We start from the raw sequence: 11,878 nt of genomic DNA on the forward strand, positions 1-11,878 counted from the left end.
GGTGAGGTGCGAGTACGGTCCTGCGAGTACGGACCGTGGCCTGGCTGCGCGCCCGGCTACGCGCCCGGGGCCTCGTCCGGGTGGAGGGCGTCGAGGATGCGGGCGAGGCCGAAGGGGAACTCGTCGGCGTAGTCGTAGCCGGGCTTGAGGACGTGTTCGGCGGCCAGCTCGGCGAGGTGGGGGTAGGCGTCGGCGGGCATCTCGCTCAGGATGGCGCCCGCGACCTCGTCCAGCTCCGCCCCGCCCTTGAACGGCAGACTCACCTCCTGGAGCACGAAGCCGTACAGGTAGCTGTCGATCAGCGAGACGGCGTGCGCGGCCATCGGTACGGAGAATCCGCCGGTGCGCAGCGCGCCGATGACGGCGTCGTGGTGGCGCAGGGTCGCCGGGCCGGGCTGGGCGCGGGAGTCCATGAGGCCGATCGCCCAGGGGTGGCGCAGCAGGGCGGCGCGCGCGGAGACCGCGCGCTGTCGCATGGCGCTCTTCCAGTCGGTGTCGTGCGGCGGTAGCTCGATCTCGCCGAACACCGCGTCCACCATGCCGTCGAGGATCTCCTCCCGGCCTGCCACGTGGTGGTAGAGCGACATCGCCTCCACTCCCAGCGGCTGGGCGATGGCCCGCATGGTGAGGGCGGCCGACCCCTTCGCGTCCGCCACTTCCACCGCCGCACGGATCACGCGCTCACGGCTGAGCGGCGTGCGGGTCGGTGTTCCGCGCCGGCCCTTGCCTCCCTCGGGCATCCGCCCCTCCTCCACGTCCATTGACTGCCTTACGTGGTAAGGCTAACGTGCCTTACAGCATAAGGTCACCATGTCGGCGAAGGGGCTGCGCCGTGGGCGAGGATCGCGTGAAGAAGGTCTGCATCATCGGGGCTTCGGGGAAGCTCGGGCAGTACATGGTCGGGCACGCGCTGGAGCGCGGCTACGAGGTGGTCGGCGTCTGCCGGGAGCGCAGTGTGCCGAAGCTGGCCGCGTTCGAGGGCCGGATCACCGTCGTCCCCGGAGCGACGAACGACCCGGAGGTGATCCGGCGGGCGGTCGCCGGGTGCGACGGGGTGCTGACGGTGCTGGTGCCCTGGGGCGTGCAGCAGTACGCGTCGGGTACGGCGCAGGCGGTCCTGGACCACGCGCGGCCGGGCGCGCGCCTGGTCTTCTCCTGCGGCTGGCACATCACGCGCGACGGCAAGGACAAGTACTCGCGGATGTTCCTCCTGGGCGTTCGGATCGCTGCCGTGCTGGGCAAGCTCGTCCGCGCCGCCGAGATCGACGACCAGGTGGAGGCGTGTCGGCGGGTGTTCGCGAGCGACACCCGGTGGACCGTGGTGCGCGGCAGCGACCTGGAGGAGGGCGAGAGCCAGGGCCTTCCCGTGTGGAGCCGGCACGTGGGCGACCCGGTACTGGCCGGCAACCTGACGCGCCGGGTGGACTTCGCGCTGTTCATGGTGGCTGCGCTCACCGACGACGCGCTCGTCCGGGAGGCCCCGGCGATCGTCGGCTGCCGGACCGCGAGCGCGCTCGCCCACGCCGGAACCCCGCGCGACCGGGACTGAAGGCACTGCCGCAGTCGGCGGACCGCGGGCGGGCGGGTCCCGCGACGGGGCTGGCCCCGCGCCGAGCGCCGCGGGCCGTACCTGTCGATCGACAGGTACGGCCCGATGAACTCCCCTTGGCCGCACCTCGGTTGTGCGGGCATCAGGCAGCGGGGCCTGCCGGGGCGGGTCCCGTCGCGAGGGCGGGCCCGGCGGCTCCGTCAGGGCTCTACGGGCGGTCTAGTACCACAGGTAGAGGTGGACCTTCCACTTGCCGTCGGTGCCCAGGCCCGGCTCGCAGGTCGCGATCCAGTTGGGGTGCTGGCGCAGCCAGTACGACCCCTTGGTCTGGCAGGCCGCCACGCTCGGGTGGCTGCTGTAGAAGTGCTTGACCGGTGCCGCGAGCCGGCCGTCCGCCGTGGCGCCGCCGCCCTCGGAGGTCCGGACGGCCCCGGTGGGCGCCGCCTGGGCCTGGGCCGGCACCGCCACGGCGCCGATGGCGGCGACGGCTCCGAGCGCGAGTCCGGCGAGAGTCCTACGGATGTTCATGCTGTGACCTTCCGTCGATGCGGGGGACCGGTGCGGTCCCGCCGTCCGTGTCCGCACCCGGCGGTCGTCCTCGCCGGTGCGGTCATGTCGGCAACTCTGCTCGGCCGGTCTGGGAGAAACCTTGCGAGGAACCTTGAAGGCGCGGTCGTCGACGGTAAGTCCCGGATCTGCCACCGGAGTCGGCGAGGCACGGGTGCGGGCCGCCGTACCTTCGGCGGCCCGCCGTCGCTGCCGGGAGATCGCGGGGCCGGGGGACTGCGTCGCCGGCCTCAGGCGGGCCGGCCATCGGGTCAGCCCATGCTCTTCGCACCGTCCAGGGACTCGCGGAGGATGTCGGCGTGGCCGGAGTGCTGCGCGGTCTCGGCGGCGATGTGCATCAGGACCCGGCGGGCCGACCAGCGCACGTCGCCGTCGAACCAGGGAGCCGCCGGGAGCGGGTGCGAGGCGTTCAGGTCGGGCAGGACGGCGACCAGCTCGTCGGTGCGGCGGGCGACCTCGGCGTAGTCGGCCAGCACGCCGGCCAGCGTCTCCCCGGGCAGGAGCCGGAACTCGTCCTCCCGCCGGGCCCAGTCCGCCTCCGTCATCCGGTTGAAGTCGGGCATCGCGGACGGGCCCGACAGGATGAAGTCCACCCAGACCCGCTCGACCGATGCGACGTGCTTGATCAGCCCGCCCAGACAGAGCTCGCTCACGGTGGTGCGCCGTCCGGCCTGCTCGTCGGTCAGGCCCTGGGTGGTGAGGCGCAGGAACTCCCGCTGCTTGCCAAGCAGTTCCAGCAGGTCGGCCCGCTCGCCGGTGGCCGCGGGCGCGGCCTCCGTGGCCGGGGTGGCCGCAGCAGGCGCGGTGGTGGGCACGGTGAGGGTGGTGATGTCGTTCATGGTCCCGCCTTCGTCAGTAGCTCGTTCCGTCGACAGGAACCACAGTAGGGACCGTCTAGGTCAGATCCTGTCCGCCATCACCCTGCCGATCCGTCATCCCTCCTGGGCCAGGTACCGGCGGCCGGCTATCTGCTCGAAGATCAGGTTGGTGCGGGTCTGCGCCACCGCCGGATGGGTCGTGAGGTTGTCCACGACGAAGTCGCGCAGGCCCTCCGGCCCGGCGACCCCGACGTGCAGCAGGTAGTCGTCGGACCCCGCCATGTGAAAGACCGCCAGGACGCCCGGCAGGTCGGGGGCGGTGCTCCGAAAGCTCTCGTTCTGCTCCCGGGTGTGCGCCCGGAGCCGGACCGAGATCATCGCCTGGAGCGGCAACCCGATCGCGGCCGGGTCGACCTCGGCCCGGAAGCCGCGGATGATCCCGCGCTCCTGCAGCGCGCGCACCCGGGCCAGACAGGTCGAGGGCGCGATGCCCACCGCCTCGGCCAGGGCGTTGTTCGGCATCCGGGCGTTGTCGGCGAGGACCCGGACGATGGCGCGGTCGACGTCGTCGACGGACGCCCGGCGGGCCTGCGGATTGTTCGGCACGGCGCACAGAATTCCAGCCGGTTCCGACGATTCGCAAGACTTCTCGTACATCTGCCGAATCTTCTTCGGCTGCTCTTCCCGCCGATGCGCGGAAGTTCCATCCTGGCGGCGAGCAGCGAACGCCGCTCCGCCGCCCCGCCCGGGGACCGGACGACCAGTGACCCGGGAGAGCCGCGCACATGAGCCCGACCACCGACTTCGCCGCCGCACCCGCCGTCGGTCCGGCACCCGCTGTCGGTCCGGCACCCGTTGTCGACCCGCGGCCCGCCGTCGACCCGGGGCCCGAGCTGGACGGCGCCGACTTCGCCCTCCCCGCGGGCGGCCTGGACGACGCCCGGCGCCTGCGGGCCCTGGACACCGTGGACGAGTACCTGTCGCGCAAGCGCCGGCACCTGGTGGGCTACCAGGCCACCCAGGACATGCAGGGCTGCGCGCTGGACCTGGCCCGGTTCATGCCGAACAACATCAACAACCTCGGCGACCCGTTCCAGAGCGGCGGCTACAAGCCGAACACCAAGGTCGTGGAACGCGCGGTGCTCGACTACTACGCGGCGCTGTGGAACGCCCGGCGGCCCCACGACCCCGCCGACCCCGAGTCGTACTGGGGCTACATGCTGTCCATGGGCTCGACCGAGGGCAACATGTACGCGCTCTGGAACGCCCGCGACTACCTGAGCGGCAAGGCGCTGATCCAGTCGCCGACCGCCCCGCTCGACGCCCCCCGGTACGTCCGGGCCGCGCCCGACCGGCACAACCCGAACGCCTACCGCCCCGTGGCGTTCTACTCCGAGGACACCCACTACTCCTTCGCCAAGGCCGTCCGGGTGCTGGGCGTCGAGACCTTCCAGGCCGTCGGGCAGGAGCGGTACCCGGACGAGTGCCCGCTGGTCGACCCGGCCACCGGCCGCCGCGAATGGCCGGCCGAGGTGCCCTCCGCCCCCGGCCCCTCCGGCCGGTCCTGGGACGGTCCCGGCGAGATCGACGTCGACGCCCTGGCGGTGCTGGTCGAGTTCTTCGCCGCGAAGGGCCACCCGGTCTTCGTCAACCTCAACCTCGGCAGCACCTTCAAGGGAGCCCACGACGACGTCCGGGCGGTCTGCGAGCGACTGCTGCCGATCCTCGAACGGCACGGCCTGGTGCGGCGCGAGGTGGTGTACGGCACGGACCCGCGGACCGGCGAGCCGCTGGTCGACCGGCGCCGCGGCTTCTGGATCCACGTCGACGGCGCGCTGGGCGCCGGCTACGCGCCGTTCCTGCGGCTCGCCTCCCAGGACCCGGCCGCGTACGGCTGGGCCCCCGAGGCGGCGGTGCCGGAGTTCGACTTCGGGCTCACCCTGCCCACCGAGCGGTCCGGCGACGTCGACATGGTCTCCTCGATCGCCATGAGCGGCCACAAGTGGCCCGGCGCGCCGTGGCCGTGCGGCATCTACATGACGAAGGTCAAGTACCAGATCTCGCCGCCGTCCCAGCCGGACTACATCGGCGCACCGGACACCACCTTCGCCGGCTCGCGCAACGGGTTCTCCCCGCTCGTCCTCTGGAACCACCTGTCCCGGTACTCCTACCGGGACCAGGTGGACCGGATCCGCGCCGCCCAGGAACTGGCGGGCTACCTGGAGACGAGGCTGCAGGAGCTGGAGCGCCGGACCGGCGTCGAGCTGTGGACGGCCCGGAACCCGGGGGCCGTCACCGTGCGGTTCCGCAAGCCCGGCCCCGAACTGGTGGCCAAGTGGTCGCTCTCCTCCCAGGACGTCCTGATGGTCCCGGGCGACGAGTCCACCCGGCGCAGCTACGTGCACGTCTTCGTGATGCCCTCGGTCGACCGGGCGAAGCTGGACGCCCTGCTCGACGACCTCGCCGAGGACCCCACCGTCCTGGCCGGGCCCGCCCTCCCGCGGTGACGGACCGCCGGTGACGGACAGCCGGTGACGGACCCCGCCCGGGGCGGGACCGCCCGGGACGGCGCCCCGAGTCGGCCCTGAGCCGGCCCTGAGCCGGCCCTGAGTCGGCCCTGAGTCGGCGCCCCGCGCCGGTGAACCGGGCGATGCGCTCAGCCCGCGGGCCGGGTGGCGCGCAGGACGCCGATCTTGTCGATCCGGTGCTCCGGGTTGCCGTTGGCGTCCCGCCAGCGGTTGCCCGCGGCGTTGTCCTCCGGAGTGGCGCAGGTCGAGACGGTGATCATCGGCTGGACGGCCGGCTCGCCCGGCCGTCCCGGGACGGCCGCGCGCTGCTCGGCCAGCGAGCTCGGGGAACGGAACGAGGTGGTGCGGGTGTCCGTGACCACGTACTCGTACTCGGTGCCGCCCAGGGTGACCAGCACGGTGTCGCCGTTGCGCACCGACGGGAGGTCCCGGAGCGGGCTCCCGGCCGAGAGCCGGTGCGCGGTGACCAGGTAGTTGCCCACCTCGCCCGGGCCGACGCCGCCCTGCTCGCCGAAGGGGCTGGCGGCCACCCCGCCGTTCTGGATCCGGGTGCCGGGCCCGTCGTCGGTGGTGCCCCGGTAGGGGACCACCTTCAGCCCCGTCAGGCCGATCGACGGGATGGCCAGGACGGCCGTCTCGGTCCGCGCCGCCGCGCCGGCGGAGGCGGGCGTCGCGGCGGGGACGGGCGTCGTGCCGGGGGTCGGACTACCGGTGGCTCCGGTGGCTCCGGTGGCAGCAGGGGCAGAAGGGGTAGCGGGGGCGGTGGGGGTGGCGCTGCCGGTGACGTCGGCGGGGGAGGTGCCCGCCGCGGGGCCGGGCGTCACCGGCGCGCCGGGCGGGCTCGCGGGAGCCGAAGCCGCGGTGGGCGGGTCGGCCGTTCCCGGGCCGGCGGCGCCACCCGCGCAGCCCGCGAGCAGGGCGAGGACGGCTCCGGTGAGCGCGGCGGCGATGACCTGTGGTGCGGGCACGGGGGTCCTGTGGGGTCCGGGGGTGGTTCGTGGGCTGCCCATGGTGCCTCATCGGCGGTGTCCGGCGGCGGGTCGGAGGACCGGCGGAGGCGGAACGTTCGCCTATCGTCATCTTCGCCGCCCCGGAGCCGCCCCGCCCGCGCACCACGGCCCGCTCCCGCCCGCACGGCGGGACCGGTCCCCGCCGTGCCCGCCTTCGGCGCAATGGCCGGGGACGCGCACCCGCCCCGCCAAGCTGTCCCGGGTGAATGCCAGGGCATCTGCCGAGCTGGGCCTGGGGCGCCTGATCGCCCTGTCCGACGGGATCTTCGCCATCGCGATGACTCTCCTGGTCCTGGACGTCCAGGTGCCGCCGGGGCTGGACGACACGGCGTTCCGGGACGCGGTGCGGGACGCGCTACCCAAGCTCGGCGCCTACGCGCTGAGCTTCGCCATCCTGGCCGCCTTCTGGCGCGACCACCGAAGGATCCTCGGGCAGGCCCGTGCGCTCGAAGGCAGGTCGCTCACGCTCGCGCTGGCCGGGCTGGGGATGATCGCGATGGTGCCGTTCCCCTCCGCGATGCTCTCCGAGTACGCCTCGCAGCCCGAAGCGGTCGCCGGCTACGCGATCACGGTGAGCGTGATCGACCTGCTCCAGCTGGCACTCCTGCGGGCCGTCCGCCGCAGCCCCCGCCCGGACGGCGCGTCGTCCTCCGCTCCCGGGGGCACCGCAGCAACCGGGGACGCCGCTGCTCCCGCCCGGGCCGCCGGGACGGCCGCCGGTCCCGGTCCGGCCGCGTCGGCGGGCACGAGGTGGATCACGGCCGACCTCGGTGTGACGGTACTGGTCTTCGGCGCGACGGTGCCGATCGCCTTCGCGTCGCCCGCCGCGGCGATGTGGTGCTGGACCGTCCTGGTGCCGCTGAAGATCGGCATCGGCCGGCGCGAGCGTGCCGAGAGCCTGTCCGCCGGGGGCCTGTCCTGAGCGGCCGGACGGCGGCACTGTCGCGCTCCGGCCGCGGAACGCGACGAGGAACCCCGACCGTGACCGTCGGGCGGCGCCCGTCACAGGCGCCGTCACAACCGCGTCCGTCCCCGTCCCCGTGCCCGTGCCCGTACCCGGTGGAGCGGGTGCGGTCAGCGGCCCGTGCCGAGCACCACGTCGGCGACCAGGCGGGCGACGGCCTCCGGCTGCTCCACCATCACCAGGTGTCCGCTGTCCGCGACCGCCTCCAGGGTCACGGAGGGGCAGGCCTCCAGCCCGGCGCGCTCGGCGTCGGTCAGTCCGATCTCGTCCCGGTCGCCGCGCACCACCCACGCCCGGACCCCGGAGCCGCACAGCCGCGTCACCAGCGAGCCGTGCCGGTCCAGGTACGCGAAGTACTCGATCATGGACTGCCGGCAGAACGACGCGGAGTTCTTCTCCAGCTCGGCGATCAGCGCCGGCCTGCGCCGCTCCGGGATGCTGTCCGCCAGCGCCTTCGGCGTCAGCCACAGCATCGCCGGCCAGGCCAGGGCCCCGAGACCGGGGACCCGCCCGATCGACGTCGCGACCGCCAGCGCCTTGGTCTCGTCCGGGCGCGAGAACGTCGGGGAGAGCAGCACCACCGGACCGGAGAAGTGCCCGCCGGCCACCATCTCCAGGGCGATGTTGGCGCCGATGCTGTGACCGACCACGACCGTGCAGCCGTGGTCGGCCGCGAAGGCGCCGGTGATCGCCGCGTAGTTCTCCATCGACAGGTCCGTGGGCGCGACCGTCCCGGCATGGCCGGGGACGGTCGCCGCCAGCAGCCTGATCGGTGCGTCGGCGAGCGGCGGCGCGGCCGTCATGTCCTCGTAGAAGGCCGCACTGCACAGCGCTCCGGGCAGTAGCAGGACCCGGTGCGGGGCGTCGGCGGGGCCCGACTCCCGAACGTCCCACATGCGGAATGGCGCGGTACCGCCCACGGTTGGTCCCTCCGTCTCGTTCGACCTCCCGCAGTCTCCCGCGCTGCCGCCCGCCGACGGGTGACCCAGGGCCGAGCGCGGCATGTCGGCCGCCGCACGGCGCCCCCCGGCGTCGCCATGGCTCAGACGATGCCCGGGTGCGTCGGTGTCCAATCCCGGCCGGGGCGCCGGTCGGCGGCGCGGCGGTCGGAACCACCCGGGGCGACCGGGTCCTTCGACTCCCCGTCCGCCGGGGCCCGGTGGGCACGCGGGGTGCGTCCGGTCGGTGGCGTGCGGGTCAGCCCAGGCCCTGTACGGCGTAGAGCACGCCGACGGCGACGGCCAGGACGCCGAGCAGCAGCCGCAGCGCGGTCTCGGGCACGTGCGGCTGGAAGCGGGCGCCGAGGTAGCCGCCGCCCAGGCCGCCCAGGCCGCAGGACAGGCCGAGCATCCAGTCCGGCGCGATGTCGCCGGTGGCGGCCAGGGCCAGCGCCGCGTAGGTGCCGGCGCCCACGAGCGAGGTCACGAACGTCGAGGCCAGCGCGGCGGGTGCCACCTCGGCGATCGGAACGCCGCGGCCGACCAGGACCGGGCCGAGGACGGAACCGCCGCCGATCCCGTAGACCCCGCCGATGACACCGACGGCCAGGGCGAGTCCCGTGGTGGTCCGGGCCGTCGGCGCGGTGGCGGCACGGGATCCGGCGGGGCGCAGGGTGCGGAGGCACAACCACACGCCGAGCGGCAGCAGCAGGCCGGCGACCAGCAGCCGGAAGACCCGCGGTCCGGGGACGGCGAACACCCGCACCACGGCGCCGATGACGACGCCAGGCACGGTGCCCGCGATCAGCAACCGGGTGAGCGGCCCACCCGACCTCCCGGCCCTGCGGTAGCGCAGCAGCGCACCGGGCCCGGCCACGACGTTGAACAGCAGGTTCGTCGGCGTCACCGCCGGGCTCGGCACGCCCAGGACACTGACCTGGACCGGCAGGAGGAACACCGCCCCGGACACGCCCACCGGCGCCGTCACCATCGAGATCAGCAGCCCGGCGGCGAAGCCGAGCAGGCTCGAAGACCAGCTCACCGCGAGCCCCCTCAGCACGTCCTCGGGTCAGTATCCGCCACGCCCGCGCACCCGGCGGGGCGCGTCCACGGACCGGACTGGACCGGACCGGGCTGGACTGGACCAGACCGGTCCGGGCCGTCCGGTCTCCGCCGGGACCGGTCGAGTGCGTCGCTGCTCCCGAGGCGCCCGGGACGGACGTGAGGCCCGGCCACTCGGTGGCCGGGCCTCACGTCCCGTGGGTGTCCCGTCGTTCTCCACCGTGCCCGGGGAGGGCGGCCGTCGGTGACCGCCCTCCCCGGGCACGGGTCGGTCAGTTCGTGCTGCCGCTGCGGCGGACCAGGCCGGTGAGGGCGTCGGCGGCGAGGAAGGCGAGCAGGGTGACGCCCAGGACGGGCAGGGCCCAGCCGACGGCCGCCGTCAGGGGCACCCCGACGGCGAGGGCGGGCAGCGGCAGACGCCGCCAGGCGCCCCGGGCAGGCGCCTTGCCGAAGCGGGCCGAACGGTCGGCGCGGGTGGGGCGGCGCTGCCACCACATCCGGTAGCCGAGGACGGTGACGAAGCTCAGCCCGACGGCCAGGGCGGTGAGGACGAGCTGGTTGGCGAGGCCGAACAGCTTGCCCATGTGGCCCTGGACGCCGAGCTTGGAGAGCTTGGCCAGGAGCGGGTGGTCGGCCCAGCGGGTGTGCGCGGTCACCGTGCCCGTGGCGGTGTCGACCGCGACCCGGTCGTAGTGGACGGGCCAGGTGTCGTCCTTCTGCGCCACCGTCCAGGCGGAGGCCGGGTCCTCGGCCGGAGTGACGGTCACGGTGCCGCCCAGCCCGGTGCTCCGGGCGGCGGTGAGGGCGGCGTCGAAGGCGGCCGGGTCCGGGTCGGCGGGCGCGGGCGCGGCACCTCCGTGGCCTTCGTGGCCGGAGTGCTCGCCGGCGCCCGGCGTCCGGACCGGCTCGGCGCCGCCGTCGGCCGGCGGCCCGGGGGAGGCGCGGGAGTCTGGCGGCGCGTCAGCGCGTGCGGCCCGGTCGGTTGTTGCACCGCCGGAGGTGCGCGGTGGTACGGCCGGAACGGACACGCCGTGTGACGGGAATCACCGGCGGGTCGAGTGGCTCATCCGTGGTCAAACGGGGCTCTACCGGGCGGCGCCGAGGCGGTCCAGCAGGCCGGCCTTCGCCTGGGCGACGAGGTCGAGGAACTGGTCCCCGCTCATCTGGATCCGCTGGCCGAAGTCGTCGGTGATCCGCACCCTCCGGTCGGCGGGGGCGTCCGGGTCGACGAACAGGTGCGGGCAACCGCAGTTGCAGTCGCCGCAGAACGTCGCGAGCGGTTCGGGTCCGGTTTCGTGCATGGGGGCCACCCTGGCTGCGTACGGTCGGCGCGGCAGCGCGCCTTCCTGCGTTCTGCCCGGGAGGGGCGGAGTGCCAAACATCCTTGCAGGCAAGGTGGTTGAAGGAGTCGGACGTGCGGCGCGCCTGCGCTGCCGTCGCCCCGCGGGCCCCGGGCCGGCCGGGCGTCCGTCCCCGCGTCCTCGGGCTCGCGAGCGGTTGTTAGCCTGCGTGGATGGGACTGGACATCACGGTGGTCATGGCCGACTGGGAGCGGCTCGCGCGGACACCGGCGGGGGAGCGCCTGGAGGTACTGACCGACGCGGTGTACCCGGACTTCTGCTGCGAGTCGTGCGAGGAGGCCGACTACGCGGTGAAGGGCGGGTGGGTGTGGCAGCGGCGGTCGCCGTGGTGCGCCGAGTACCGGTTCTTCGGTACCACCGGGTCCTACAGCTGGCACTTCCACCTGGCCAACGCCTGGGACGACATGAGGGCTTCGGCCCCGCCCGAGCTGCGGGAGGCCCTCGACTGCTTTCTGGGCGGCCTGGTGTGGGAGAGTCCGGAGGCCGCCGCCGCGGCGGCCACCGACGACGACGATCCTCCGCCGGCCGGGGGCTTCCCCGGCGACCCGGCGCCGTGGCGCCCCCGGGTGCTCCTGCTCCGCGCACCGGACGAGGTGACGGCGCTGGTCCGCGCCTGGGAGGCGGCCGAGCCGCGGTTGGAGGAACTCCGCGGGCCCTTCGGCTCCGAGTCCGCCGGCTGGGCGGCCCGGCCCCGGAGCTTCGACCAGGCCGTCGCGCTCATGCGCGAGTGGGGTGAGGTGGTCACGCGGGCCGGGGCCCGGGGCTGGGGTCTGATCGGACTCCGGTGACGGCCGCAGTCCGCTCGTAGCGGCCGGTCCGCCCGAACCGGCGTCCCGGGCCCCGGCGTACCGAACCGGCGTCGCGAGCCCTGGCGTCCGCGGTTCCGGCGTACCCGGTTCCGGCGTCCCGGAAGGCCTCGCGCGCGCCCCGCCGGGCGCCGCGCGGTTCGTGCCGGCAATGCGGAGTCTTTAATTCCGCGTAACCGATACCGGGTAAGCGGACCGGCGAAGTCCACCGCCGGCGCGGCGGAAATCCGGTTCTAGCAGGAGAAACTCGATGGTCAGGGCCCGACCTTCCGTGT

Annotated in this window: 12 protein-coding genes and 1 pseudogene; 4 read left to right on the forward strand and 9 right to left on the reverse strand. The window is 74.4% G+C overall.

Translation table 11 applies throughout. From position 1 onward, the window contains the following. Positions 1–56: 56 nt before the first annotated feature. Positions 57–740: a TetR/AcrR family transcriptional regulator gene (locus AC067J_RS21040; protein ID WP_478301311.1), complete on the reverse strand. Its 684-nt coding sequence runs from the start codon at positions 738–740 to the stop codon at positions 57–59. 92 nt (positions 741–832) lie between these two features. Between AC067J_RS21040 and AC067J_RS21045 the strand changes: the two genes are divergently transcribed. Further along, positions 833–1,549, forward strand: a complete 717-nt coding sequence (locus AC067J_RS21045) for an NAD(P)-dependent oxidoreductase (RefSeq protein WP_478301312.1) — start codon at positions 833–835, stop codon at positions 1,547–1,549. Positions 1,550–1,768: 219 nt separating this feature from the next. Here AC067J_RS21045 and AC067J_RS21050 read toward each other — a convergent pair whose 3' ends face one another. The 3 genes from AC067J_RS21050 to AC067J_RS21060 form a co-directional block, all read right to left on the reverse strand. Beyond that, complete coding sequence (locus tag AC067J_RS21050; RefSeq protein WP_478301314.1) at positions 1,769–2,077, reverse strand: hypothetical protein; 309 nt, start codon at positions 2,075–2,077, stop codon at positions 1,769–1,771. 290 nt (positions 2,078–2,367) lie between these two features. Next, positions 2,368–2,955, reverse strand: coding sequence for a DinB family protein (locus AC067J_RS21055; RefSeq protein WP_478301316.1), 588 nt, complete (start codon positions 2,953–2,955; stop codon positions 2,368–2,370). Between the two features lie 93 nt (positions 2,956–3,048). Next, positions 3,049–3,540, reverse strand: coding sequence for an Lrp/AsnC family transcriptional regulator (locus AC067J_RS21060; protein ID WP_478301317.1), 492 nt, complete (start codon positions 3,538–3,540; stop codon positions 3,049–3,051). Between the two features lie 179 nt (positions 3,541–3,719). On the opposite strand from AC067J_RS21060, the gene AC067J_RS21065 reads away from it, so the two are divergent. Continuing rightward, positions 3,720–5,441, forward strand: a complete 1,722-nt coding sequence (locus AC067J_RS21065; RefSeq protein WP_478301319.1) for a PLP-dependent aminotransferase family protein — start codon at positions 3,720–3,722, stop codon at positions 5,439–5,441. A 149-nt stretch (positions 5,442–5,590) separates the two neighbouring features. Here AC067J_RS21065 and AC067J_RS21070 read toward each other — a convergent pair whose 3' ends face one another. Then, positions 5,591–6,430 carry a class E sortase gene (locus tag AC067J_RS21070; RefSeq protein ID WP_478301321.1) on the reverse strand — a complete coding sequence of 280 codons (840 nt, stop codon included), beginning with the start codon at positions 6,428–6,430 and terminating at the stop codon, positions 5,591–5,593. A gap of 244 nt (positions 6,431–6,674) precedes the next feature. Here AC067J_RS21070 and AC067J_RS21075 point away from each other — a divergent pair, with 244 nt between their 5' ends. After that, positions 6,675–7,394 (forward strand): TMEM175 family protein, encoded by a 720-nt coding sequence (locus AC067J_RS21075; RefSeq protein ID WP_478301323.1) that lies wholly within the window; start codon positions 6,675–6,677, stop codon positions 7,392–7,394. A gap of 152 nt (positions 7,395–7,546) precedes the next feature. Here the strand turns inward: AC067J_RS21075 and AC067J_RS21080 are convergent, their stop codons facing one another. The 4 genes and pseudogenes from AC067J_RS21080 to AC067J_RS21095 form a co-directional block, all read right to left on the reverse strand. Next, on the reverse strand, positions 7,547–8,332 hold the full coding sequence (locus tag AC067J_RS21080) for an alpha/beta fold hydrolase (RefSeq protein ID WP_478301325.1): 786 nt from the start codon (positions 8,330–8,332) through the stop codon (positions 7,547–7,549). 301 nt (positions 8,333–8,633) lie between these two features. Next, the gene (locus tag AC067J_RS21085; protein ID WP_478301327.1) at positions 8,634–9,416 is read right to left on the reverse strand and encodes a TSUP family transporter; all 783 of its coding nucleotides are present in this window, start codon (positions 9,414–9,416) and stop codon (positions 8,634–8,636) included. Between the two features lie 292 nt (positions 9,417–9,708). Continuing rightward, a pseudogene (locus AC067J_RS21090) lies at positions 9,709–10,410 on the reverse strand (PepSY domain-containing protein); the annotation flags it as partial. Positions 10,411–10,521: 111 nt separating this feature from the next. After that, on the reverse strand, positions 10,522–10,737 hold the full coding sequence (locus AC067J_RS21095; RefSeq protein ID WP_478301329.1) for a hypothetical protein: 216 nt from the start codon (positions 10,735–10,737) through the stop codon (positions 10,522–10,524). A 212-nt stretch (positions 10,738–10,949) separates the two neighbouring features. Here AC067J_RS21095 and AC067J_RS21100 point away from each other — a divergent pair, with 212 nt between their 5' ends. Next, the gene (locus AC067J_RS21100; protein ID WP_478301331.1) at positions 10,950–11,585 is read left to right on the forward strand and encodes a hypothetical protein; all 636 of its coding nucleotides are present in this window, start codon (positions 10,950–10,952) and stop codon (positions 11,583–11,585) included. Positions 11,586–11,878: the final 293 nt, after the last annotated feature.

The sequence above is a fragment of the Kitasatospora sp. NPDC042419 genome, from assembly GCF_056437345.1.